Below are 26,249 nucleotides of genomic sequence, written 5' to 3' on the forward strand. Positions count from 1 at the left end.
AGGGAAGTTTATATATGAAAAAGTCTGTACATCTATCTTTATTATGTGCCTTAGCTATCAATTTATCAGCAACTGATTTGGGAGTTATTAAAGTTGAGTCTTCAACAATTGATGATAAGTTCGATACAAAAAAAACAGAGGTCTCTTCAACTGCTACAATAAATGGTGAAGTGGTAGATACGTCTCATACAGAAAACCTACAACAGTTATTACAGACAATACCTGGTATCACTACAGAAGTATCTACAGGGGATTCGATAAAAATACATATCAGAGGTTTAGAAAACCAGATGTATATGGGGGAAAAGCCGGGTGTTGCAGTAGTTATTGACGGTGTACCCGTATTTGAAAGAACCGGAAAAGTGAACATTGACCTTGATAACATCGAAAGTATTAAGGTGATCAAGGGTGGTGCTTCTTATTTATTCGGTGATGATGCACTTTCAGGTGCGGTAATCATTACTACGAAAAAAGGGGCAAAATATAACCATAATTACGGTGCTTTTGAAGTTGGAAGTTATGGTTATCAAAAAATGGTGGCACGAACAGGATATGCAAATGATGCAATGAGTTTCCATATTCAAGCAAGTCAAAGAAAGGCTGATGGTTACCATGAAGATTCAGATTATGAAGCAGACTATGTAAACGGTAAATTACAATACTACATTGATGATTCATCAGATATAACTTTAGGTGTAGAGTATTCACAAAGAAAAAAAGATTCACACGGTACTGTTGGGGGTGAAACTGAAGCTCAGACAAATCCCGAATCTATCTATACTGGTGATCAAGACAGTAGAGATTATACACGTAAATATGATGTTGAACTTTTAAAAACATTCTTAACATATTCAAAAGATTTTGATGGTGGAGCAAATCTTTTAGTAAACGGTTACGTTTATACAGATACAACAAACTTTATTTCATCACCGCAAACAAAGGACTCTACAGGTGCTTATGATGCCACTTTGGATGATGAAGACTATGTTTATGATAACCATTATGAGCAGACTCAAAAAGGGATCAAGAGTGAGTACAGGGATTCTTTTAAAGACTCAGCTGCATTAATAGGTTTAGACCTGCGTGCTAATGAATACAAAAACAGAGTGACTTACAGGGCTGCACAAGCTTTTGATACAAGAGATGAAAATGGTACAAAAATTACAATTGCCGACTATTTTCAACCAGGTGATTTTAAAAGTGACAACACAACTGATGAAAATGTATATGCACTTTATGGTGAGTACAAGTATGCTTTAACGAAAGATTTAAGCGCTACTGCTAATCTTCGTTACGATCATATTAAACTTGATTATACCGATTCAATGTCTAACAATCTTGCTAAAAGTTTCAATGTATACTCTTATAGACTAGGAATGAACTATCAAGTAGATCCTAAAACGACACTTTTTGTGAACTATTCGACAGGTTTCCGTGCACCGACAATATCTCAACTCTTTGCAGGTGATGTAAGTACATGGGGATCGACACAAAATAATCCGGATTTAAAACCTGAAGAATCTTTTAACTATGAAATCGGTACAAGACTACTTGTGAATGATGTGAAGTATGAAGCGTCTGTTTTTCAGTTAGATCGAAAAGATTTTATCATGAAAACTTCAGGGAATTACGGTGATACAGATACAACTGATATGTGGGACAATATCGGTGGAGCAAGACACAGAGGTTTAGAGCTTTCTGCAATTGGAAATATTGCAAAATCACTAAAGTTTAATCTTGCATATACATATTTAGATGCTAAATATACGGATTATAAAAATTTTGGTATTACGATGGGTGCAGGTACATGGATTGCTCCGGCTCCAGTTTATACTTATGACGTTACAGGTAATACTATTCCAAGAACTTCAAAGCACAACTTTAACCTTAGAGTAGACTATCAAGCAACAAGCAGGTTGTCGTATATGGCTGAAGTAAATGGAAAGTCTAGTTACTATGCAGATGATCTAAACCAGCTGAAAATAGATGGATACCAAACACTTAATTTAATGGCGACATACAATAGAAAAATTGCAATGTTTGATACAAGTTTTTTCTTCAGAGTAGATAACTTTTTTGATAAACAGTATTACAATGCTGCAAGATCAAGCAGTGACCGTAATGAAGATGGTGTTTTTGACAAAGAGGATCTTTCAATTACCGTAAATCAGGGAAGAACTTTAACTGCAGGTTTATCTGCTAAGTTCTAACGGATAAGTTATGAATATAGAACTGATTAAAAATATAGTTGATTACGGAATCATAGGCCTTTTAGGTCTTATGAGTTTTTTTGCACTCTTGTTTTGGATCGAGAGACTTCTTTTTTACAGAGGTGTTGAGGTTGGGGCTTACGAGACAAAAGAGGAGCTTGAAATTGCCGTAACAAACAACATAAACATCATCTCCACATTTGGTTCAAATGCACCCTATATTGGACTGCTTGGAACGGTTTTTGGAATTATTATCACGTTTTATTCTATGGGGCAAAGCGGAGATTTAGATGCTAAGATGATCATGACATCTCTGGCATTAGCACTTAAAGCAACGGCTATGGGGCTTGTAGTTGCTATCCCTGCTATTGTGTTTTATAACCATTTAACTAGAAAGATAGAAGTACTTTTAGCTAAATGGGATATTGAACAAAAGAGAAAGCATGCAGCTTAAAAAGTTTGATTCTATAAATGTAGTTCCATTTATAGATATTATGCTTGTACTATTGGTAATAGTGCTTACAACTGCGTCATTTGTAGCTAAAGGGATCATCCCTGTAGACCTACCGGATGCAAGCTCTGCAGTCAAACAAAATGAGACTAAAAATCTCACCATTACTATTCATAAAAACGGGGATATCCTTTTTGATAAAAAAAATGTCAATAAAGAGGATGTAGAAAAAGCGTTGCTGGCGTATAAAAAAGATACGACTATAGCGATCAATTGTGATAAAAAAGCTGAGTTTGAAACTTTTGTGTATCTCTTAGATATTTTGGAAACAAATCAGTTTAAAAACTTAGGAATTATCACGAAAAAAATTCAGTAAGGGGAAGAAAAGATGGTAGAAGAGGTTCAAAGAGACAAGAATGACTTGCTAAAGTACGGGATCACAAGATTTCTTTTTAAAAACCAAAGCTTTTTAATGGCTTTAAGAGTGTTGATCGCAGTGGTGTTTTTTTATGCAATCTACTACGGATATGCTCATCCTGGAAAAGAAAATATTTTTACATCAGCAGTATTTTGGGGAGTGTTCTGGGCTTTGTTTATGGTTGTAACACTGCCTACTTTAGGGCGTGTGTTTTGTGGTGTGTGTCCGCATGGTTTTATAGGAAAATACATAACGAAGTATGGTTTACAGAAGAAGATGCCTAAATGGATGCAAAACAGATATATAGGAATTGCTATTTTAATGATCGGCTGGTGGGGCATATACTATGCATACCCGGGATTATTCCGCAGTCCGCTTGGTACAGCTGTAATGTTTACTATAATGACTTTGTTAGCTTTTGGACTCTATTTTGTTTATAAAGATATGAGCTATTGTAAATCTGTTTGTCCTATCGGAGTACTCAGCCGTGCATATGCGAAGATGTCGTTTACTTGGATAGGAACGTATAAAGATGAGTGTAGTTCTTGTAAGACTTTTGATTGTGCAAGTGCATGTGACCAGAACCTAAAACCTTTTACTTTTGACAAACGCAATTCTATGACTGATTGTACACTTTGTATGGATTGTACAAGTGCATGTGAAGCAGTGGCTTTTAAAGTTCAAAAGCCTTCATTTTCACTTTTTAAAAAGTTTCAGAGTATGCCGGCTGAGATCTGGGCATATATTTTAATTCTTGCAGCTATCCCTATAACGATGTCTTTTCATCACGGGATCAACAGAACAAATGCAGCAGATGATATGATCTGGAGTAAAACGGCACACTATTTTGAACAATATATCAATTTTGGTTCTATGGATGCTGTAGGTTTGTTCTCTTTTATCTATGCAGTTATATTTTCAGTAGCAGCAGCACTCATTGGGATGTTTATAGCTTCAAAAATATTACAAAAAGATTTTAAATCAACGTTTTATGACCTGGGATATGCATTTGCACCACTTTTTATACTCGGTTCTATTGCACATACACTCGAGAGTTTTTTTACTCGCGGTTCGGCTAAAATTGCAGAAGGATTTGCTCAGGGGATAGGGATAACTTTAGATGTTGCACCATTAGCAAGCCGAGGTGACAGTTGGCTACATATTTTTGGAGCACTTAAGTGGATTGCGGTTGTATGGGCATTTGTCATTTTATATAAAAGATTGGCAAAAATTGATGCAACTAAAATGAAAAAGATGGTAGCATTCCCTTTTGCAGCGTCATTGATCATATTTTTTCTTTCTGTAAATATCTACAGAGGCTACGTGTTCAAAACTTACGGAGTTGCTAAACACTCTCATCATGCAATGCAGCATAAAACAGTAAACAATAAAGGGTAGGGCCATATAGCAAATGTTTGAAAGATTTTTAAAGTTTTTTCTAGATAACTATAAAATGAATTACACTTTATTTTTTCTCATATTTGCTTTAGGAATCTTTGCATATACAAAAATTCCTAAAGAGATAGCACCCACTATTGAACCTGAAACATTGACGATCCATGGAGTTTATCAAGGGGCTTCGGTTGATGCACTTAACAATATGGCAGTTTCGGAAATTGAAGCGGAGATAAATAATGTCGTAGGTGTGAGTAACATCACCTCTATCATCTCTCCGGGACAGTTTGTTATTACTTTAGAGCTTGAAGAGGGCATTGACAAACAAGATGTGCAAAAAGATGTAGAAGATACACTTGCAACGATTGAAAGCACACTGCCAAGCGATATGGAACTGCCAACCGTGCGCAGTATGATCCATTCTAAGAGTTTGATGCATATCGCTATTTTATCCTCCAAGCTCTCCCGTGATGAGCTCAAATCACTTGCAAAAAATCTTAAAATAAAGCTCTTAAACATAAAGAATATCTCTGAGGTAAGAATCTTTGGAGACTCAGATCTTTATTATGAGATACTTATAGATGAGAACAAACTCGGTGCATACGGTCTTGGACTAGAGGATGTGGTAAAGGCTTTTTCGGAACTTTCATACATATTTCCACTGGGAAAAATAGATAATGCAAAGGAGCAGTTCTACCTCTCGATAAAAAATCAGGAACAAGTTGCATTCGATCTTGAAAAAACGATCATAAGCATCGGCGACAAGCAGGTAAATATCAGCGATATCGCTACCATCTCAAAAAAATATGAAGATGCCTCGACACTTGCGAGTATGGATGCTCAAAATTCCATATCATTAGCTATTTCACAAAATCCTATCGGCGATGCACTGACAATATCTGACGAGATCAAAAAGCTGATCGCCACTACCAGTTTAAAAGGTGCCGAGATAGAGATTAGAATGGATCGCTCAACGGTGATTAAAGACAGACTGAATATCGTCATATCAAACATCCTTTTTGGAATTTTGTTGATTATGATGATGATCTCTGTGCTTATTAACATCCGTATAGCGTTTATTATTGCTCTTGGTATTCCGACTTCGTTTGTAATCGGGGCAATATATTTTTACTTTACCCCTTACAGCATTAACGTCAACTCGCTTATCGGGGTTTTGATAGCTATCGGTATTATTGTTGATGATGCGATCGTGGTAAGTGAAAACATTCAGCAGTATATAGAAAAAGGTTACGGCGTAAAAGAAGCGGCACTCCTTGGAACAAAAGAGATGGCCAAGCCTGTTACAATCGCATCGCTTACTACATTGTTCTCGTTTATCCCTTTGCTGATGCTCAGTGGGAGAATAGGGGAGATTATTCAGCTGATCCCGATCGCATTTTCAGCACTTGTGATCGCATCTTTGATTGAATCTTTTGTTTTTCTTCCGATCCACGCTTCACACACACTTTCAAAAGATGTAAAAACTTTATCGTGGAAGAAAGTGCAACATCTCTATGAAAAAAGTTTGGAGTTCCTCCTCTCCTACCAAAAAACTTTTATTACCGTGTTTCTTATTGTAGTACCGTTACTAATATTTGCAGGGGTTAAAAACTCAAGATTTCAGATGTTTCAACCTTTTGATACCTCTTTGATCAACATTACGTTTAAGGCGCAACCTACAACAACACTTGAAGAGTCTCTACAAATAGTTCAGGAACTTGAAAGAGAGATACTAACGCAAAAAGAGAGATTTTTTGTAAAGCATGTTAGCTCAACGGCAGGGTATAGAAGAAGTGCAACGGGTGATCGGGAGATGTACCCATATGTAGGCTATCTGACTTTGGAGCTTTACAAACTCAAGCCGTTAAACTTTATGGATAAGTACATTACACCCTATTTGAGTTTTTATTACGATACTACGGACAGAATCAGAGACAAGTCATCACAAGAGATATCGAGTGAACTTCGAAAATGGCTTGCCCAAGAAGGTTTAAAAGAGAAGTACAGTTTAAGCAGTTTGAGTGTTGTTGAAAAACAGATGGATCATGTAAAAGCAGATATCCGCATAGGTGTAGTGAGTGATGAACACCAAAAAGCACTTGCATCGGTAAGAGAGCTTGAAAATGCCCTCTCAAAAATAGAGGGGATCAAATACTACGGTGACAATGTGAAAGTGGGGATAGATGAGATTAAACTGCATCTTAACAGCTATGCACGCGAACTTGGGATTACGAAAAAATATCTTGGAAACTATATAGCAAATCTTTATCTTTCGAAAAAAATAGGGACAATTTTTGACGGAAAAGAGCTTCTGGATTTGAAGATCAAGTCTGTCAATTATAAAAACGATCTGCAAAAGTTTAAAGACCTTGAAATATATGTTAACGAGAGATATATCAAGCTGAGTGACCTTTGTAGTTTTGAAAAAGTGGAGTCTCTGGAGCAACTTGTCAAAGAGGACGGGGAGACTAACTTTTATGTATTTGCCAATGTAAATCCTTCTATAGTAACATCTTCAGAAGTTTTGGAAAAAATTGCACCGACACTGCAGAAACTTCAAAATACGGATGGTGTTTCATTACGCTTTAAAGGGGAGCAGGAGCAACAGGCAACTCTTAAAACGGAACTTGTAGTTGCGTCACTGTTTGCTGTTGTATTGATATTTATCTCGATCCTATATCTCTTTAACTCCTTTAGAGACACGTTGATAGTCCTCTCCGTTATACCGTTTTCATTTTTAGGGGTATATGCGGGGCATTATATTATGGGACTCAATATATCACTGCCGTCATTGATCGGAGCTTTGGGACTCTCAGGTGTTATCGTAAATGACGGGATCATTATGATGTCTACATTGATCAAGGCACATAAAAAAGAGGATATATTTACACTTGCAGCAACAAGGTTTCGTCCTATTATACTGACATCGTTGACAACACTGGTAGGGTTGTCATCTTTAATGTTTTTTGCAACTGCACAAGCGGTGGCTTTCCAGCCTTTAGCGGTGAGTTTGGGATTTGGCTTGTTATGGGGAACGATTTTAAATCTTTTTTATCTACCTGTTTTATTTAACTATGTAAGCGGTGGAAAATATGAATAGATATATCTTTGCATTTGTAGCATCTCTGGTTTTATATACTTCTTTAATTGCCTCAATCATATACATTGTAGGTAATGAAGAGGAAGTTTCTCAATCACAGGATTTAGCAGATACACAAACAGTTGCCATCTCTGTTATACAACAAAAGCAATGTACATCTAAGAAAAAACATACACAAAAGCTTGAAACACAGCCGAAAAATAAAGCTCCAAAGAAAGTTGTAAAAAAGGTTGAAAAAAAAGAGAAACTGCAACCTAAAGTAGAGCAAGTAAAGCAATCAAAAGAGAGTGTCGAAGAAATTGTAAAACAAGAGCCTATAGAAGAGGAAGTAGTTGCCCAAGTTGAAGAGGAGATGATACAAGAGGAGAATGAACAAGAAGAGACGCTTGAGGAAGAGCTTCTTCACGATCAACAACTTCAAGAGATGATAATAGCAAGGCAGCAAGAACTGGATCAGTTTACATTGCAGCTGGTGAAAAAAATCAATGAAAATAAACGTTATCCTCTTTCAGCACGAAGACGTGGTGTTGAGGGTGATGTAGATGTGAAGTTTATCGTTTTGGCAGATGGCGGAGTTTCTGCAATTAAGGTTATCGCGGGAAAAAGCATCTTTAAAAATGCTACGATTCAAGCGATTGAAAGTAGTTTTCCCGTGAATGTAGAAAAGTCTTTAATAGACTTTCCTCAAGAGTTTCAAATTAAACTTGCATATACGCTCAAGTAAAGAAATAGTCTCTACTTATCGAACATTATAGAGCCGAGGCGTACCATGTTTGAACCGCATTCAATTGCGAGTTCAAAATCACCGCTCATCCCCATTGAACAGATTTTTGCATTCGGCAGTTGTTTAAAAATCTCGTGAGTTGTCTCAAAACTTTGTTTGATCACTGCTTTGTCATCAGTATGCGCGCCGATGCTCATTACACCTTTTAAGTGGATATTTGGACACTCTGTTTCGATCTGTTTATAGACAGCTAGAGCCTCCTCAGGCATTACACCGTGTTTAGACTCCTCTTTTGCAGAGTTGATCTGCAGCAGACAATCCATTGTCGTATCTTTTGCAACAAGTTTTTTTTGTAGTTCTTGTGCAAGCTCTAGTGAATCTAGTCCCTGGAAAAGTGAAGGGTTAAGATCAATTAGGTTATTGATCTTGTTTTTTTGCAGATTACCGATAAAGTGCCACTCTAACGGAAGTTCTTCAAGCTCGGCAGATTTTACCTTTAAGTCCTGTACCTTGTTTTCTCCAAACGCACGTTGACCAATCTCATAAAGTTTTTCAATCTCATCACTTGTAGAGTACTTACTTACTGCAACGATTTTTACAATGTGGTGATCGTCCACTTTAAGACGAGCTGTTTCAACACGTCTGATCACGTCATCTATATAAATTTTGTATTCAGTTTGATTCATATCTATCCTCCTATTGTGCTAATCTGTTTATATCGTTGTAAAGACCAAGACCCATAAGTCCAAAAAGTATCACCCATCCGGCAATAGTAAGGTTGACCATTACACGTTCACTCACTTCGCGGCGGAAGATCATCTCATAGATGTTAAACATTATGTGTCCCCCGTCAAGTGCAGGGATTGGAAGTAGGTTTAATACCCCTAAGTTTACCGAAATAAGTGCCGTAAAGAAAAAGAGACTGATCCAGCCCACTTCACTAGCATCTGAAGTGAGTTTTACAATGCTTATCACACCACCTAATTGATCAGCAGGAACCTCTCCGAAGATTAGCTTTTTTACACCTGTAAAAATAACCGTACTTGCAAAAACAGTTTGATCATAAGCGTATCCAAATGTTCCAAAAAAGCTTAACTCTTTAGGGTGAGTAACACCTGCAGCCGAGATACCGATCATCTTTCTTTTTACGTTTTCACCGTACATATTTTGTGTCTCGTTAAGTTCAGGTGTTAAAAGGATCTGCTGAAGGTAATTTTCACGTTTTATCTCTAATTGTAAACTTCCATTTGAACCGGCAATAAGTTCAGCCATTTTATTCCAGCTTTTAACCTGTTCACCGTTAATTGAGATGATCTCATCTTTTTCTTGGAGACCTGCTTTGCTTGCCGGTGAGTCTTTTACAACTGTACCGATTACGGGTGAAAGCTCTTTTGGTCCGCTGAGTCCGATTGCAAAGTAAAGTACAAATGCAAGTAAAAAGTTTGCCAAAGGTCCGGCTACAAGGATAAAGATCTTTTGCAGAGGTGTTTTTGAGTTGTAGCTGTCTGGATCGTACGATTTTTTAGAAGGGTCCATATCATCTTGACCTTTCATACGAACGTAACCCCCAAGAGGAATAAGAGCAATACTCCACTCAGTCCCCCATTTTTTAATGGTAGCTACACGTTTACCAAAACCGATGCTAAATACTTCTACATAAACACCCATTAAACGAGCAGCCGCATAGTGTCCGAGTTCATGGAAGAAGATTAAAGCCGAGAGTACGAGTAGTGATAAAAAGATACCCATTATATTTCATCTCCTAAAAGTGCTTTTCTAAAGCCCCAAAGATATTCAAGACCAGAATATACTGTTAAAAATACCGCAACCCATAAAAGCAAGTTACCGTAAGGCCAGTGCATAAGTAAGAAACCGATCGCTATCATCTGTGCAACCGTTTTTACTTTTCCTGCCAAGCTCGCTTTTACACTTAAACCTTCACTTACCGCAACAGTTCTGATCCCCGTGATAAACAGCTCTCTTACGATGATGATGTAGATAGCCCACGCTGAAGCTTCCCCGATCATCATAAGACCTAAGAAGGCCGCAAGTGTAAGCATCTTGTCTGCTAAGGGATCTAAAATCGCACCAAGCATAGTCATCTGGTTCCACTCTCTGGCGATATAGCCGTCAAAAAAGTCTGTAACACTTGCGAGAACAAACAGCAGTGAAGCGAAATAGTAGTTCCAAGTGATATCGTAACCGTTATCTGTAAATATTTGCGGGTTTAAAATAACCCAAAACATTAACGGTGCAAGCAGTATTCTAAGAGAGGCTAAAATATTTGGTAGATTGAGCAAAAAGATTCCTTATGTGTTTTTCAAAGGGATTTTATCTTATGTATGCTTATCTATGGTTGATATGATACAATTACACTTATGAATCAAACTTGCAGACTTTGTGGAACACAAGCACAATTTTTTCATCAAGATAAACAAAAATACTTTAGATGTCCAACGTGTAGAGCTATTTTTACGGCACAAGAAGATTTGCCCAATGAAAGCAGCGAAAAAGAGCGCTACGAGCTTCACGATACCGAGATAGATAAAGGGTATAAAAACTTTGTCTCTCCGATCATCTCTCATGTAGTCGATGAGTTTTCAACAGAGGCCAAAGGGCTTGATTTTGGCTCTGGACGCTCAAAAGTTATCTCCAAAGTGCTTGAAGAACATGGTGTCACGATCAACAGCTATGATCCTTTTTTTGAAAACAATCCTGAACTTTTAGAGCAAAAATACGACTATATCACTTCATGCGAGGTGATAGAACATTTTTACGAGCCAAATAAAGAGTTTACACATATCAAAGAGATGTTAAAAGAGGGTGGGAAACTTTACCTAATGACTGAAATATATAATGACTCCATAGACTTTGCTTCTTGGTACTACAAAAATGACCCAACCCATGTTTTTTTCTATACAAAAGAGAGTTTTGAATGGATACAAAAGAGGTTCAGTTTTCAAAACTGCACTATACACAAGAGATTAGTTGTCTTCTCTAATTAAATCTTTAATAAGATTGCACTATAATTCCACATGCAAAACTTTTTATCTAAATATGTAGGTATTATACTTTTCTTAGCAACAATGATGGGTTCGTTTCACCATCATAATGACGGTAAACAACATAACGACTGTCAGATCTGTATAGTACAATCTACAATTTTAGATGCCGATACTCCGCAAGAGAGTGTTTATCTTTCCTATTTAGATAACATCTCTGAAGCTATTGTTACTCCAATGGCTTCTGTGCATATAAATCAGTTTATCTCAAACGTAAACTCTCGCGCACCTCCAAAAATCTCTTAATATCAAACATATAAACAAACCATTATCAAAAAAAAATATTAAGAGGATATTTATGTACAAAAAAATAGCATATTTATCGCTATTTGCATCATTGTCATTATTTGCAAATAGCGAAATCGAGGATCTTAAACTTAGAATAGATTCTTTAGAAGCAATAATTCAACAACAACAGCAACAACAAGAAGATACAAAGATGAGAAACTCTCTTATGGGGAGTTTAAATAGTTTTTCCCAAAGTAGTTACATGCCCGATCTCTCTTTGATCGTAGATACGAGTTATGTAAGCCGCTCAGTGAAAGATGAAGAGTTGACACACCTGGAGATTCCGGGAGTTGCACACGGTATTATGGGAAGTCATTCACACGGTGAACACTCACATGCCCCTTACAATGCATCTAACGGTTTTAACCTGAACTATGCAGAAGTTGCAATGGAGAGTGTAGTTGACCCGTACTTTAGAACAATGGCTGTTTTTCATTTAACTGAAGACGGCTTTGAGATCGAAGAGGCTTATGGAGAGACTACATCTTTAGGATACGGGCTAAAAGCAAAAATAGGTAAATTCCGTTCAAGCTTTGGGCGTATCAATGAACAGCACCAGCATGTGCAGGATTTTTCAGATATGCCTTTGGTATATATGGCTTTTCTTGGGGAACACGGGATCAATGATATAGGTGCGCAAGTACACTGGACACTCCCTACAGATACTTATGTAATGGTTGGATTTGAAGCACTTCAAGGGAAGAACCCTTCAATGTACGGTACAGATGCTATTGCACCTGCAGGGGATGCAGAGAGCATTGCCGTAGCATCTCCTTCCCAGCCAAATCTGTTAGTAGGGTACGTTAAAAGTTCATTTGACCTTGGCAATACGACGGTTCTTTACGGCGGTTCAATAGCGTATGGAGACAGCCATATAAACCATTTAGATGATGAAGAAGGCCCTCATGCATTTGTAGCTGACAGTTATCTGTATGGTGTCGACCTTACTGTAAAACACTATTTTGATTCATATTCTTACCTTGCATTTCAAGGAGAATATCTTTACCGTGATATGGATGGAGACCTTTATACATACGCAGATGTAAATCAGACTACGTTTAACGTAACACCGACTACAAAAAAACAGGGCGGTTACTATGCGCAACTTGTATATGCATACAATCAAAACTGGCGTATAGGTGGAAGATATGAAAATATCGATAAAAATGAAATTATTAAAAATAGTATTGTAGACCAGACAGAGAAAAATTTTAACAGATACTCTGCAATGGTAGATTACTCTACAAGTGAATTTGCAAGAATAAGACTGCAATATAACCGTAATAATGCAATGTTTAATGAAGATGGTGAAAGACAACATATCGATACTGTGATTCTTCAATTGAATTTAGCGATCGGCGCACACGGCGCACATAATTTCTAGGAGTAGATGATGAAAAAAATATTATTTATAACTTTATTAGCAACTGTATCACTTTTTGCAAAAGTAAATGTTGTAACGACATACGCTTATTTAGGTGAGATTGTAAAAGAGGTAGGGGGAGAGAATGTTAAAGTAGATGTTTTAGCCGATCCTACATTTGATCCACATTTTGTAGTACCAAAACCTTCTCTTATTACAAAACTTCGTCGTGCCGATCTACTCGTTGTAAACGGCGGACAGTTAGAGATCGGTTGGTTGCCGCCACTTCTTCGCGGTGCACAAAACGGTGAGCTTAATGCCGGTGCAAAAGGGTTTTTAGATGTAAGCGGTGTGATTACAATGCTTAATAAACCTGCTGTTGTATCTCGCGCTTTAGGGGATGTTCATCCAGACGGTAATCCTCACTTCGCACTAGATCCGCATAATGTAGGAGTTATTGCAAAACTTATTACTAAAAAACTTTCATTACTTGATGGTGAAAACAGTGCTGCTTATGAAAAAAATCTTGCACTGTTCTTAGAAGAGTGGAATCAGTACTTAAAACAGTATGATACAAAAATGGGAGCGTGTAAAGGGAAAAAGGTTGTTCAGTATCATGAACTTTTTACATACTTTCTAAAAAGATATGAGTTTGAACTTTATGGAAATATTGAACCGTTACCTGGAATTACACCTAGTTCAAAAAGTATATTGAAAACGGTTAATTTGATGAAAGAAAAAAATGTAAAAACAATTCTTCAAGATGTATATCATGAGAAGAAAACTGCTCAGTTCATAGCACAGAAGAGCGGTGCAGATGTTATAATTGTGCCACACGACGTTGGAAGTGTTGAAGGTACCGACACACTGAAAAGTTTTTATAATACGATTGAAATGAGATTATGCAGATAATAGAGATTTTTTGGCCGGCATTTATGCTGGCTTTTTTACTTGTTTACATCCATGCCATATTTGGTGTAGAGATCATCCGCAGAGGTGTGATCTTTACAGACCTTGCGATCGGACAAATTGCAGCCGTAGGAATGGCGTTAAGTGTTGCCTTTTTTGATGGAGCATATCAAACGCTTTTAGTTTTGAGCTTTGCAATCTTCGCCGCACTTATCATCGCATGGGCAAGTAAAAACATCAAGAACGTTGAAGCCTTTATCGGGCTTTTATACGCTCTTGGTATCTCTTCAATCATGATCATACTCTCTAAAAGTGCCGAGGGGATGGAGATATTTTCCAAACTCAGTGCTGCAGACATTCTTTTTACATCGCAAGAGGATTTCTATAAGAGTTTAGCGGTATATATCCCTATCTCTTTAGTGATGTTTGCACTTTACCCTAAGATGAAAGGGTTTTTTAAAGAGGTGACATTTTTTGTAATGCTCGCTCTTACCGTGACATCATCGGTACAAGTTGCAGGAGTGTTAGTTGTCTTTGCTCTTTTAATCGCTCCGGCGTATATTGGCCTGGTACAAAAAAGATTTTCCCCTTTATATCTCGCTTGGTTTGTAGGAACAGTTGCAATAATAGGCGCTATGATAGGTTCATACAGTTTTGATCTTCCTACAGGTTACAGCATCATATTTGTTATGGTAATTGTTTCTTTGGGATTTGTAATGTTAAATGATAAAAAAGAGAGAGTAGAGGAGTAGAAGGTTAGAAAACCTTACTACTTTTTTATTGGAATGTAGTTCCACCGTCGATGATAAGTGTATGGCCTGTGATCCATCCAGCTTCATCGCTACATAAAAATTTACAAGCACCGCTTAAATCTTCCGGGAATCCCATTCTGTTTAACGGACTTCTTCTTTCAGTCTCAGCACGAACTTCATCGTAGTTAGGGAAAGCTCTTAGTGCGTCAGTATCGATTGGTCCACCGCTTACTGCATTTACACGAATGTTTTTCTCACCAAGCTCAGCAGCGGCATATCTAACCATCGCTTCAACAGCAGCTTTGTTTGCACCGTGACCTGCATAGTTCGGTGTATAGATAAGGTTACCAGTTGAGCTCATAGAGATGATGCTTCCGCCACCAGCTTGCTCGATTCTTTTTGCTGCTTCTTGAGTACCTACAACAAATGCATCAACCGTAGCTGTCCAGATATTGTTAAGTCCTTTAGGTTTTAGTCTCATAAACGGTCCGAAACCGCCAACAACTGCACGACCGGAAATGATAGCATTAGAGATAAAAAAGTTTAAAGAATCAAAATCCTCATCAAACTCTTTAAAAACATCTTTGTATGTTTCAGGCTCTAAGATGTTTAGCTTGTAAGCACGAGATTTTATACCGAATCTTGACTCAAGATCAGCTACCATCTCATTTGCAGTATCTGCACTAGATGCATATGTAAATGCAACATTTGCACCAGCTTCAGCAAAAGCGTAAACTATAGCTTTACCGATACCGCGAGTACCACCACTAATAAAAAGAGTTTTTCCTTTAAAATCTGCCATTCTTACATTCCTTTAATATCGTAATTTTTCATTACTTCTTCGATTTTTTTCATATTCTCCGCACTAGGAGCAACAAGAGGAAGTCTATACTCTAAAGTATCTAAAAGACCCGCTATATACATTGCTGCTTTTACAGGGATAGGGTTCGCTTCACAAAACATTACGCTGTTAAGTGGGTAAAGTTTGTCATTTATAGCACGAGCACCTGCAAAGTCACCGCTAAGTGCTTTGTTTACAAGTTCAGATTTAAGATCCGGCATCAAGTTAGATGTCACGGATGTAATTCCTGCTCCGCCGTTTGCAAGGATCGGATAATCGATCGCATCATCACCTGAGAATACTTTAAAGTCAGGTCTTTGAGATAAAAGTTCAACTGTACGTTCTAGTGAACCTGTAGCTTCTTTGATACCGTAGATGTTCTTTACATCATCAAATAATCTGATTGCAGTATCCGCTAAGATATCAACACCTGTACGGCCAGGAACATTGTAAAGCATAAAAGGAAGCTCAGGAACAGCCTCAGCTATCGCTTTATAGTGTTGGTAAAGCCCCTCTTGAGAAGGTTTGTTATAGTATGGACTTACTGAAAAAATAGCATCAACACCACAGCTTTGTGCATGTTTTGCGATCTCTATAGCTTCGTGAGTTGCATTACTTCCTGCACCTGCAAGAACCTTTGTAGATGTACCTTTACAAACTTCTACAGCTATCTCTATACAGCGTTTGTGTTCATCGTGTGTCAGTGTAGCACTCTCTCCAGTAGTACCCACCGGACATACTGCATCCATCCCGTTTTTGATTTGTCTTCTTATAAGATCAGCATATTTTTGCTCATCTAGTTTACCATTTTTAAATGGTGTAATTAGTGCGGTTGAAGAACCAGTAACTATGTCCATATAATTTACCCTCTTTAAAATTATGTGCAATTATAGCTAAAAAAGTTTTATTTTTTTAGAATAACCGTTGTTGATTTGTTGAAATTAAAGTATTTATTTGCAATGTTTTGCACTTGTTTCGGTGTTATTTTATTAACAGCTTCTTCATAGTTCATAAGCGGTGTAGTATCTCCGCGAACAAGATAACTTCCATAAAGGTTTGCAACGCTTGTTGCGCTTTCAAGTGAATAGATAAAGTCTGATTTTGTATTGATCTTCACTTTTTCAAGCTCTTTTTTTGATACTTTTTCCTCTTTAAGAAGATTGATCTGTTTGATCAGCTCTTTTTCTACTGTTTTTGCTTTTACACCAGGGTTACATGTAGCCATAAAGATAAACAGCCCCGGATCGGTATTTTCCATATTGTAAGCATACACAGAGTTTACAAGGCGTTGTTTGTTTACAAGCTCTTTATAAAGACGTGAACTTTTCCCAGAGTATAGGATCTCCGAGATCACACTTAGCGTTACCTGATCCTCACTTTTAAAGTCAGGAATATGGAAAGTGATAGCGATCATTTCAACTTCACTCTCTTTATGGATAGTAACTTTTTTAGCACCGTCTTGTTCCGGTTCTACAAATTTTACCTCAGGGATATCTGCACTGTTTTTGATCTCTCCGAAAGCTTTTTGTGCTTGTTCAAACACTTTTTTAGGCTCAACATCACCCGTTACGACAAGAATAGCATTTTGTGGTTGGTAATATGTAGTGTGAAAATCTCTAATATCTTCGATCGTCCATGTACGAATATCGTTCATAAAACCGATAGGTGTCCAGTGGTACGGGTGGTATACGTAAGCGTTGTTAAACAGTTTGAAGTAAAGGTATCCAAGAGGATTGTTGTCTGTTCTCCAACGACGCTCTTCAGTTACAACATCACGCTCAGGCTGAAACTCTTCATCTTTTAAAGTAAGGTTCTGCATAAGCTCAGCGTACAGCTCGATCGACTTTTGCATATTGTCTGTACTTGATTTTATGTAGTAGTGTGTGTAGTCAAAGCTTGTTGAAGCGTTGTTTACACCACCGATGCTTTTTACCTCTTTGTCAAACTCTCCCGCCTGGAGATTTTTGCTTGATTTGAAGTTCATATGCTCTAGCATATGAGCGATCCCTGTTTTACCCATAATCTCGTTACGGCTACCAACTTTATAAAAGATATCAGTACTTACTACATTTGTGTCATTTTCCATAGGAACAACTACGATCTGCAGTCCGTTCTCAAGTGTTTTTGTTTTGTATGCAGGAAGTGTATCTCCCATTTTTACCGTTTTCATTCTACTCATATCGCTCTCTTTATCGTTTACTACTTTGTCTGAAGAAAAAATCATTGTTGCTGATAGTGCTAAAACAGCTAAGCTTTTGATCATTTTCTATCTGCTCCGATAGCTTCTGTAATGTTTGTGTATCCGTCAGCTTTTAGCAGTTCAATAAGTCCTTTGTTTATATTCATAATAAGATCCGGACCGTGGAAAATCATTGCACTGTAAACTTGTACCAATGATGCACCAGCTTTGATTCTTCTGTATGCTTCTTCGGCTGAATCTATCCCGCCTACAGAAATAAGTGTAGTTTTACCATATAACTCTTTTGCTATTGCTTCAAAAATTTCGAAACTTTTTTCTTTTAAGACTGCACCGCTGAGTCCACCGATATCTTTAGGGTTTTTTACCAGTGAATAATCGATTGTAGTATTTGTAGCAATGATACCGTCAGCACCTTTTTCAACTGCAAGTTTTGTAAGAGCCACTGCGTCTTCTTTTGTCATATCAGGTGCAATTTTTAACAAAATCGGCATATCCGTAAGTGCTTTAGCCTCTTTAAAAAGCTCTGTGATAAACTCTTCGTTTTGCAGATCGCGAAGTCCTGGAGTATTTGGTGAAGAGATGTTGATTACAAAATAATCCCCTAAACCGTTAAACGCTTTTATAAGGTGCGTATAGTCGCTAATAGCTTCATTTTCCGGAGTTACTTTATTTTTTCCGATGTTGATCCCGATAGGTGTAGAGAATGGATAACGCTCTTTTAATCTTTGAACAACTTTATAAGCACCGTCGTTATTAAATCCCATTGCGTTTTGAATAGTTTCCTCTTCAACGTGACGAAACATTCTTGGCTTTGGATTACCCGGTTGTGGTTTAGGTGTAACTGTCCCTATCTCGGTAAAACCAAATCCAAGTATTTGAATACCTCTGATCATCGTAGCATTTTTATCAAAGCCGGCACCAAGTCCTACAGGGTTTAAAAATGTTCTTCCAAAAAGCTCTTGGTTTAAGATCTCGTCATTGATAAAATGAGACTCTAAAAATGAGTTAAACGGGAGTTGAGAAATATTTGGAAGTTTGAGTACAAACTCAGCTATATGGTGTGCACTTTCAGGTTGAAATTTAAAAAGATATGGTTTGATTGAGTTGTAATTTAGCATAGTCATCCACTTATTGAAAATAAGAGAGATTATACTAAATTAAAGGTAATAGTTTAATTATAGCATTTGTGAGAAAAGAAAAGTTTTTCAAATTCTTCACATTTTAGAGGTTTTGAACAGTAGTACCCTTGGTATATATCACAGCCGAGTTGCTCAAGCATAGTAAGTTGACCTTTGAGCTCAACACCCTCTGCTACGACTGTTAAGTTCATTGTTTGTGCAATATCTATAATGATCTGAACGAACATCTTGTCTTTTGGATCTTCTAAAATATCATCGATGAAGCTTTTATCGATTTTGAGAAAATCAAAAGGGATGTTTTTCAGATACGACAAAGAGGAGTATCCCGTACCGAAGTCGTCAAGAGAGAGGGTAAGTCCCATCTCTTTAAGCTGATGAATTTTAGGAAGATCTTTTTTAAAGTTGTTCATAAGTACAGACTCTGTAAGTTCGATACAAAGCTTACTGTGATCGATATCTTTAATACTCTCTTTTACACTTTTAATGAAATCTTCATGATTAAGTTCCAGTGCAGAAACATTTATTGAAAGTTTTAGATCTGAAAAAGGGGTGTTTTCCCATTTTTTGAGTTGCGATGTAGCCTCTTTTAAGATCCATTGTCCAAGAGGAACGATTAAGTTATTCTTTTCGGCAATAGGGATAAATTTATATGGCGGAACCACACCCTCAATAGGGTCAATCATCCTTATAAGCGCTTCACACCCTGTGATCTTTCCTGTAGCAACATCAACCTGAGGTTGGTAGTGAAGCTCAAAACCGTTATTTTTGAGGGCAAGTTCAATCATACTTTTTATATGGAGTTTCTCTTTGAGCTCTTTATTGAGTTCATTTGTAAAAAAGCTAAAGTTGTTTTTCCCAAGCGCTTTTGACTTATACATAGCGATATCTGCATTTTTAAGTAAAGATGTAGCATTGTCTCCGTCTTTAGGATAGATAACAACCCCCATGCTTGAAGTTGTGTTGTAGGTAAACTCTTGATGACAAATAGGCATAAAAAGTTTTTGCTGCAGTTTTGTAAGAACTTCTACAGTATTGGTTATATCCGTAACATTAGGCAAGATAATGACAAATTCATCTCCACCGAATCTCGAGATAATATCGTTACTTCTTAACGAAGACTGGATCACTTCAGAGATCTCTTTTAAAACCATATCTCCAAATTCGTGGCCATAGGTGTCATTGATGTTTTTAAAGTCATCTAAGTCAAGAAAAATAAGAGTAAATCCCTCTTTTGTCCTTTTTGACTGGGCGATCAGCCAGTTGATTTTCTCGATCAGGCTTAAACGGTTGTAAAGTCCGCTGAGCGGGTCTTTTGTGGAGAGGTTGTAAAGTTTCTCCTGCTCTTGTTTCATCCTTCTAAATGTCATTGACAAAGAGTAGCGGATACTTTCTATCTCCTGAATGAAAAAATTTGTCGGAGGATTTTCACTGTAGTAAGCATAATGTTTGAGCTCTTTAAGTGGAGTGATAATGAAATTTTTAAGAGTAAACCATAAAAGGAGTAAAAACACAAATGTTAAAAGTGTAAATAAGATCGTATATTTTTCCACCTGCCTTTTTAAAAGGGAGTCAATATAGTCTTTATTTGTATATACGTAGGTATAGTAGTAGTAAGGACGCAGTTTTTCATGAAGTTTAATAGGAAAATAGTAGCACTCTTCTGAAAAAATATCAGATTCAAGTGTTTTGGATATTTGTACACATCTTGTATTTTTATGGGCAATAGAATTTTCACGATCTGAAGAGTAAAGTAGTTTTTTGTGATTGTTAACAATGTGTACATCTTGCATAATTTCACTTGATGCTACATAGTTATCCAGATTGGCAACGATATTGTTTACATTGTCAACTTTGATATTTTTCTCAATGATGTGTTTGAGATTAATCATGTTTGTTTGAATGTTCTCTTTGAGTAAAGTAGCAATACCCGCTTTTGATTTTTGATAATATGCATAAAATGCAACTGACTGATATACGATGGCTGTGACAATAACAATGCCAAAAAATAGTTTTATAGAGATAGTTTTCATTGAATTAAAATAGTTTCCTCATATCCTAGTTTATTGATCTTTTTTAGGAGTTCTTGAGAAGGATTTTTGTTAATCCATTTGATAGATTTTAAAGCATTTACATATTCGTTATAACTGATGTTTCCGAGATATTTTCTTATGAGCTTATGAGCTTTTTCAGGGTCTTGTTCTATCTCTTGGACAGCACGATCGATCTGAGATTTTAGTTGTTTGAGGCGTTCTTTGTTTGCGTTGTATATTGATGCTTTTGTACATAAAGCATCAATTACAACAAGAGAGTTTATATCTTTGGTAGATGCAACTTCCTGAAACCCTCTTTTTTCAAGTTCTGCGTTATAAGGGGTATATGTAACAATAACCATTGTATTTTCTTTATTGTTTTCTAAAGCCGATATTTGCAGTTGATCTTTATTTTTATAGATAATATTTTTATTTTCTAGATGATGTGTTTGGAGAAAAGATTTTAAAAGTTCAATGTTTATAGAATCAACTTCTAAATAAGCATAAATTGTTGCAGAATTGTTTATCTCATCGAGTGTTTTATTTGAGAGGATCATATCTCCACCGTTGGACCTATCGATCAAAATAACCGGTACAACATCCTGTGTCGCTTGTTTTAGTGAAAGATATTCATACTGTGTCGTAGTAACGAGATCAGCTTTTCCCACTTCAAAAATTTCGGAAGCTTCAGCCAACGAAACATTTGTGATAAGTTTGATACCAAGCTTATCAAGTTCTCCTGTCTCTTTTGCATAAAAAAGAGGGGAGTATCCCACCCATGAATTTGTAGCTATCCGTATCTCACGCTTATGTTCAGAGGAACAAGCAGTAAAAAAGAATAATGATAATAATATAAATATAAACTGCTTTAACATAATATGAAGCCTTGTTATTTTTCGTAGGGAAATAATAACGATAAAGAGTTTAAGAATGCTTTAAAATATTGTTTTGTAGTATAAATAAAAAAGGATTTTTTATGAATAAAGTATTGGTTCCATTAGCAAAAGGTTTTGAAGAGATTGAAGCTGTAACAATTATAGATGTATTAAGACGTGCCGCAATAGAGGTTTTAGTAGCTTCTTTAGATACAAATAATTTAATTAAAGGGGCAAACGGCATCACGGTTCAAACAGATGTAGAGATCAAAAAGATCACTTCAGATGAAATAGATATGATCGTACTTCCGGGCGGATGGGACGGTACTCATGCATTGGCTGATGATGAAAATGTGCAAAGACTGCTCAAAGAGATGGATGCAAAAGGGAAAAACATAGCTGCAATTTGTGCTGCTCCGTTTGCACTGAACAAAGCGGGTGTATTAAAGCAAAACTATACATGTTATCCCTCAGTTGAGGAGCAGATTAGAACTGAGGGGTATCAGGGTGATAGTGCAATGGTAGTAGAAGACGGTAACGTACTTACATCTCGCGGACCTGCAACAGCTATCTGTTTTGCTTTGGAAATTGTGAAAAAACTCAAAGGGCAAGAGAAGTATGAGATGCTTAAAGGCGGACTTTTAGCGACATACTGCAAATAACAATGGTTTAAATACAAAAGTAGAGTAAGGAGTTTTTTTCCTACTCTCTGATAAAAACAAGATTTTTTAAACTTCTTGCTTCATCTGCACTTTTAAACTCTTCAAGATTATCTAAACGTTTTACAAATTTGAAACTCGGTGCATGTCTTTTGATCATATTGAGAATAAATTCACTTTCAAGATCGGGTGAATTTAAACAAGATAATAAGATACAGTTCTCAGAAGCTAATTGAGGTAGTTTTATGATCAGCTTTTCATAATCTTTTGTTGCTTCAAAACTTCCACGCTGAAAGCTAGGCGGATCGATAATGATGAGATCATAAGGCCCTTTGCGTTTGAGTGATGCAAATGACTTTAGAATGTTATATGGCAGAAAACTCACCCCTTTTGGATCGAGGTTGTTGATCGAGTGATTTGCCATTCCCACTTTTAAAGCACCTTTACTCATATCTACGTTGACTACGCTTTTTGCCCCGCCGAATTTTGCTGCAACCGAAAAGGCGCATGTGTACGAAAAAAGGTTTAGAACGCGTTTATCTTTTGCATTCTCTCTTACAAACTCTCGCCCCATTTTCATATCGGGAAAATAGTAGTTGTTTTTGTTTGAAAGGAGGTTGAGCTTAAGTTTCATGCCGTTTTCTAAGATTGTTAGATCTTCAGGTACTTCACCCAGCAGTACTTCACTTGGAGCACCTTGCAAGTAGCGGCGTTGAACAACAAGGGTATTATAGTCAGTTGCCTCTACGAAGCTCTTAATCATCTCGATCAGTTCCGCTTCATTCTCCTCTTCAAAATAAAGAGCGACACTTAAAATATCTTTATTGATATTATCGATTGTCAGATGCTTTAAACCCTCGTAAAGTCCACCACGGCCGTGAAACAGCCTTTTAAACTCATCTGTAGCATTTTGGGCTTGTAAATGTTGTTGTAATTCAGAAATAGTCATAGTTACACTTTTTCCCAAAATGTTCCCGCAGGTGTATCCATAAGTTGTACGCCGAATGCTAAGATCTCATCACGTAGTGAGTCTGAGAGTTCAAAGTTTTTCTCTTTTTTCGCTGCATCTCTTTGCTCGATCAAGCTGTCTATTTTCTCTTTTGTGTCTGTATCTATTCCGAATTGGAAATACTCAAACGGATTTTTTATGCCAAAGCCAAGCACTTTTTCTATGTAAGCAAGATTTGCCATTGTCTCACGCTTAAGTACTTTATGTTTTCCGGCAGTGTCTAGTGTTTCATTTGCAGTTGTTATCATCTCATCGATAAGTGAAAGTGCTTTAGAAATATTGAGATCGTCACTTAAAGCTTCTAAGAGATCTTTTTGAAACTGAGTTTGCTCCTCTGAGTTTGCTAGTCCGAAAAGACGTTTTTTCAGACGATAGATCTTGTCGAGTCTTTTTTTACTTGCTTCGAGATCTTCAGTGTTAAAGTTGAAATTTGAGCGGTAGTGTGTACTTAAAAGGTAAAAACGAAGAACCTCTCCGTCGTACTCTTTAAGGGCATCTTTTAAGAAGAAGCTGTTCCCTAAAGATTTAGACATCTTCTCGCCGTCAATGTTTACAAAACCGTTGTGAATCCAGTATTTTGCCAAGTTATGATCACTTGAACAACGTGTTTGCGCCGCTTCATTTTCGTGGTGTGGAAAGAGCAGGTCAGCCCCGCCGCCGTGAATGTCGATAGCATATGGTGTATCTTTGTACGCTAAATGCTCTTCGATCATTGCAGAACACTCCAGGTGCCATCCCGGACGCCCGGCTCCAAAAGGGCTTTCAAATGTTACAGAACCGTCTTTTACCGATTTCCATAGGGCAAAATCGGCCGGATTTTTCTTAAAACTTGAAGACTCTACACGGTTTTGTTTATCCTCTTCATCCTGCACGCGGTGAGAGAGTGAAAGGTACTCGTTGTCACTTGAAGTGTCAAAATATACATCACCCTCTTGGGTTTTATAAGCATGTCCAGAATCTATTAGCTTTTGTATCATTGCAAACATAGCTTCAAGGTTTTCAGTTGCTTTTGGCTCTAGATCGGGACGTGAAACACCGAGTAAGTCCATCTCTTTATGAAACGCTTCAGTGTAAAAATCTGTAATTGTTTTGATATCTTTTTTTTGTTCGATTGCTTTTTTTATGATCTTGTCATCTATGTCTGTGATGTTTCTTGCATACGTTACATCAAGACCATTCGCACGAAGTACACGTGTGAGCAAATCAAAAACAAGGGCTGATTTTGCATGACCCAAGTGGGCATCATCATACACTGTGGGACCACATACATAAAGTGTAACTTTACCAGGGACTAAAGGTTCAAACGGAAGTTTTGTTTTTTTGACTGAATCAAATAGATGCAAGTGTTTCCTTTAAATAAAAGCTTGGATAAAATTTTTAAAAACTAATAATAAAAATACAAAAATAGTAGAACTTATTAGCAGATATATCAGGTTTTTTGATCGAATTATAGCTAAAAAGTTTTTAAGCCCAAAAACTCTGATGGTTAGCGTAAAGCTTACAAAACCTCCCATAGTACTTGCAAGTGCTAAACCGCCTACACCTAAAGGTTGTATAAGCGAGAGGGCAAAAATAACGTAAGTGATAAGTGAAGCCGTTGCAATTTTAGCGGCACTAAGCTGCATCTGTTTTGCATAGAGCCAAAGCACAAGCAGTTTTTGCAAACCAAAAGGGAGAAGCCCTAGCAGGTACATCGTAAGTACCAGTGAAGTGTTTTGTGTATCGTTTGCATCAAAGGCACCGTGTTCAAACAACAGCCATACAATCTCATGTGAGAGTATCACCCCTCCAAGGGTACTGAAAGTTAAAAGGTAGGCTAAAAACCAAAACGCTTTTTTTAGATTTGCAAGTGCTTTTATTTCGTCATTGTTTTTCAAATAGCGTGCAACACGGGGAAAAAGTGCGATCGAAGTGGCAATGGCAAATAGTGCTAACGGAAGTTGAAAGATACGGTTTGCATAGTAGAGGTAAGAGATGCTTCCGCTTATTAAAAAAGAGGCTAAAAAAGTATCTAAAAAGGCAGAAACCTGAGCCGTTGAATTTCCCCACATAGCAGGAAAAAATTCACGTTTGAATTTTGAAGTATCTTTTTTAATCTTTTTGCTTTTTACTCTGAGATATTTAAAGCCGCCTAAAACGATCTTTAAAAGACCGAGTTGTTTGATTGCAACAATATGGACTGCTAACTGTAATATACCGCCTATTACAACTCCATAGCTAAGGTAGTAAACGATTTCAGAATCAGTTTTTTCCTGTGCTAACAGAAGGGCTCCAATGAGTGAAAGGTTTAATAATGAGGTTGCAAATGCAGTAGTGGCAAAGTGATTTTTATACTGGAGCATTCCACTTAAAAAAGTCATCGAAAATATAAGGGGCAGATACCAAAAATTAATCGCAACATAAGGGGATGCAATTGCAATGGTTTCACTCGAAAAGCCGACTGCAATCGCTTTTGTAAAGAGCCCTGGCAATAAGTTAACTAATAATGTAAGTATTAGAATTATTGATATGAACAGAAGAAAAATGTTTGCAGAAAATATCGCTTTTTTTGTGGTTCTTGCAAAGGCAGGTATAAACACCTGTGTAAAAGCACCTTCTGCAAAGATGCGACGAAAGAGATTGGGGAGTTTAAAGGCTATAAAAAAGATATCACTGTAGACACTCGCTCCCAATGTTGAAGCAGTTAAAAGATCTCTGATAAATCCTAAAATTCTTGAGAATAATATTCCAAAACTATTGGTGAAAATTGCTTTAAACAAGGTACTTCTTTGTATTTTTACATAATTTTAACAAATTTTTGGTTAAAATGAACCCCTTTAAAATT

Annotated in this window: 24 protein-coding genes; 12 read left to right on the forward strand and 12 right to left on the reverse strand. The window is 37.0% G+C overall.

Translation table 11 applies throughout. The annotated features are described in order from the left end of the window. Positions 1–14: 14 nt before the first annotated feature. Genes QWY88_RS10455 through QWY88_RS10480 form a run of 6 tightly spaced genes read left to right on the forward strand, consistent with a single transcriptional unit; the run spans position 15 to position 8,298 of the window. Positions 15–2,210, forward strand: coding sequence for a TonB-dependent receptor (locus tag QWY88_RS10455; RefSeq protein ID WP_304546338.1), 2,196 nt, complete (start codon positions 15–17; stop codon positions 2,208–2,210). Positions 2,211–2,220: 10 nt separating this feature from the next. After that, positions 2,221–2,664: a TonB-system energizer ExbB gene (gene exbB, locus QWY88_RS10460; protein ID WP_304546339.1), complete on the forward strand. Its 444-nt coding sequence runs from the start codon at positions 2,221–2,223 to the stop codon at positions 2,662–2,664. Further along, entirely contained in the window at positions 2,654–3,037 is a 384-nt protein-coding gene (locus tag QWY88_RS10465) for an ExbD/TolR family protein (RefSeq protein WP_304546340.1), read from the forward strand. Before exbB ends, QWY88_RS10465 begins: the two co-directional genes overlap by 11 nt. A gap of 12 nt (positions 3,038–3,049) precedes the next feature. Further along, positions 3,050–4,477 carry a 4Fe-4S binding protein gene (locus tag QWY88_RS10470; RefSeq protein ID WP_304546341.1) on the forward strand — a complete coding sequence of 476 codons (1,428 nt, stop codon included), beginning with the start codon at positions 3,050–3,052 and terminating at the stop codon, positions 4,475–4,477. Between the two features lie 13 nt (positions 4,478–4,490). Next, complete coding sequence (locus QWY88_RS10475; RefSeq protein WP_304546342.1) at positions 4,491–7,574, forward strand: efflux RND transporter permease subunit; 3,084 nt, start codon at positions 4,491–4,493, stop codon at positions 7,572–7,574. Further along, a complete protein-coding gene (locus QWY88_RS10480) occupies positions 7,567–8,298 on the forward strand; it encodes an energy transducer TonB (protein ID WP_304546343.1) in 732 nt (243 codons plus the stop codon). Before QWY88_RS10475 ends, QWY88_RS10480 begins: the two co-directional genes overlap by 8 nt. Before the next feature lie 11 nt (positions 8,299–8,309). Here the strand turns inward: QWY88_RS10480 and QWY88_RS10485 are convergent, their stop codons facing one another. Genes QWY88_RS10485 through pgsA form a run of 3 tightly spaced genes read right to left on the reverse strand, consistent with a single transcriptional unit; the run spans position 8,310 to position 10,598 of the window. Then, on the reverse strand, positions 8,310–8,984 hold the full coding sequence (locus QWY88_RS10485) for a YggS family pyridoxal phosphate-dependent enzyme (protein ID WP_304546344.1): 675 nt from the start codon (positions 8,982–8,984) through the stop codon (positions 8,310–8,312). Positions 8,985–8,994: 10 nt separating this feature from the next. Next, positions 8,995–10,047, reverse strand: a complete 1,053-nt coding sequence (gene rseP, locus QWY88_RS10490; RefSeq protein ID WP_304546345.1) for an RIP metalloprotease RseP — start codon at positions 10,045–10,047, stop codon at positions 8,995–8,997. After that, positions 10,047–10,598, reverse strand: a complete 552-nt coding sequence (gene pgsA, locus QWY88_RS10495) for a CDP-diacylglycerol--glycerol-3-phosphate 3-phosphatidyltransferase (RefSeq protein ID WP_304546346.1) — start codon at positions 10,596–10,598, stop codon at positions 10,047–10,049. The genes rseP and pgsA overlap by 1 nt, the downstream gene beginning before the upstream one ends. A gap of 78 nt (positions 10,599–10,676) precedes the next feature. Between pgsA and QWY88_RS10500 the strand changes: the two genes are divergently transcribed. The 5 genes from QWY88_RS10500 to QWY88_RS10520 are packed head-to-tail and all read left to right on the forward strand — an operon-like array spanning position 10,677 to position 14,672. Then, positions 10,677–11,303, forward strand: a complete 627-nt coding sequence (locus QWY88_RS10500) for a class I SAM-dependent methyltransferase (RefSeq protein ID WP_304546347.1) — start codon at positions 10,677–10,679, stop codon at positions 11,301–11,303. A 30-nt stretch (positions 11,304–11,333) separates the two neighbouring features. Next, positions 11,334–11,606 (forward strand): hypothetical protein, encoded by a 273-nt coding sequence (locus QWY88_RS10505; protein WP_304546348.1) that lies wholly within the window; start codon positions 11,334–11,336, stop codon positions 11,604–11,606. Between the two features lie 52 nt (positions 11,607–11,658). After that, on the forward strand, positions 11,659–13,032 hold the full coding sequence (locus QWY88_RS10510) for a TonB-dependent receptor (RefSeq protein ID WP_304546349.1): 1,374 nt from the start codon (positions 11,659–11,661) through the stop codon (positions 13,030–13,032). A gap of 9 nt (positions 13,033–13,041) precedes the next feature. Continuing rightward, the gene (locus tag QWY88_RS10515; protein WP_304546350.1) at positions 13,042–13,923 is read left to right on the forward strand and encodes a metal ABC transporter substrate-binding protein; all 882 of its coding nucleotides are present in this window, start codon (positions 13,042–13,044) and stop codon (positions 13,921–13,923) included. Then, a complete protein-coding gene (locus tag QWY88_RS10520; protein WP_304546351.1) occupies positions 13,914–14,672 on the forward strand; it encodes a metal ABC transporter permease in 759 nt (252 codons plus the stop codon). Before QWY88_RS10515 ends, QWY88_RS10520 begins: the two co-directional genes overlap by 10 nt. 25 nt (positions 14,673–14,697) lie before the next feature. Here QWY88_RS10520 and QWY88_RS10525 read toward each other — a convergent pair whose 3' ends face one another. The 6 genes from QWY88_RS10525 to QWY88_RS10550 form a co-directional block, all read right to left on the reverse strand. Further along, a complete protein-coding gene (locus tag QWY88_RS10525) occupies positions 14,698–15,474 on the reverse strand; it encodes an enoyl-ACP reductase (RefSeq protein WP_304546352.1) in 777 nt (258 codons plus the stop codon). 2 nt (positions 15,475–15,476) lie between these two features. After that, positions 15,477–16,370, reverse strand: coding sequence for a 4-hydroxy-tetrahydrodipicolinate synthase (dapA, locus tag QWY88_RS10530; RefSeq protein ID WP_304546353.1), 894 nt, complete (start codon positions 16,368–16,370; stop codon positions 15,477–15,479). Between the two features lie 47 nt (positions 16,371–16,417). After that, positions 16,418–17,668, reverse strand: coding sequence for a M16 family metallopeptidase (locus QWY88_RS10535; protein ID WP_304546378.1), 1,251 nt, complete (start codon positions 17,666–17,668; stop codon positions 16,418–16,420). 104 nt (positions 17,669–17,772) lie between these two features. Then, positions 17,773–18,831, reverse strand: coding sequence for a quinone-dependent dihydroorotate dehydrogenase (locus QWY88_RS10540; protein ID WP_304546379.1), 1,059 nt, complete (start codon positions 18,829–18,831; stop codon positions 17,773–17,775). A 53-nt stretch (positions 18,832–18,884) separates the two neighbouring features. Further along, on the reverse strand, positions 18,885–20,882 hold the full coding sequence (locus tag QWY88_RS10545) for a putative bifunctional diguanylate cyclase/phosphodiesterase (RefSeq protein WP_304546354.1): 1,998 nt from the start codon (positions 20,880–20,882) through the stop codon (positions 18,885–18,887). Next, positions 20,879–21,757 carry an ABC transporter substrate-binding protein gene (locus tag QWY88_RS10550; RefSeq protein ID WP_304546355.1) on the reverse strand — a complete coding sequence of 293 codons (879 nt, stop codon included), beginning with the start codon at positions 21,755–21,757 and terminating at the stop codon, positions 20,879–20,881. The genes QWY88_RS10545 and QWY88_RS10550 overlap by 4 nt, the downstream gene beginning before the upstream one ends. 101 nt (positions 21,758–21,858) lie before the next feature. On the opposite strand from QWY88_RS10550, the gene QWY88_RS10555 reads away from it, so the two are divergent. Beyond that, positions 21,859–22,419, forward strand: a complete 561-nt coding sequence (locus tag QWY88_RS10555; RefSeq protein WP_304546356.1) for a DJ-1 family glyoxalase III — start codon at positions 21,859–21,861, stop codon at positions 22,417–22,419. 40 nt (positions 22,420–22,459) lie between these two features. Here the strand turns inward: QWY88_RS10555 and QWY88_RS10560 are convergent, their stop codons facing one another. The 3 genes from QWY88_RS10560 to murJ are packed head-to-tail and all read right to left on the reverse strand — an operon-like array spanning position 22,460 to position 26,184. Then, positions 22,460–23,365, reverse strand: a complete 906-nt coding sequence (locus QWY88_RS10560) for a class I SAM-dependent methyltransferase (protein ID WP_304546357.1) — start codon at positions 23,363–23,365, stop codon at positions 22,460–22,462. A gap of 2 nt (positions 23,366–23,367) precedes the next feature. Continuing rightward, a complete protein-coding gene (gene cysS / locus QWY88_RS10565) occupies positions 23,368–24,768 on the reverse strand; it encodes a cysteine--tRNA ligase (RefSeq protein WP_304546358.1) in 1,401 nt (466 codons plus the stop codon). Positions 24,769–24,777: 9 nt separating this feature from the next. Then, a complete protein-coding gene (murJ, locus tag QWY88_RS10570; protein WP_304546359.1) occupies positions 24,778–26,184 on the reverse strand; it encodes a murein biosynthesis integral membrane protein MurJ in 1,407 nt (468 codons plus the stop codon). Positions 26,185–26,249 lie beyond the last annotated feature (65 nt).

The organism is Sulfurimonas sp. hsl 1-7 (assembly GCF_030577135.1).
GTDB classification, from domain to species: Bacteria; Campylobacterota; Campylobacteria; order Campylobacterales; family Sulfurimonadaceae; genus Sulfurimonas; species Sulfurimonas microaerophilus.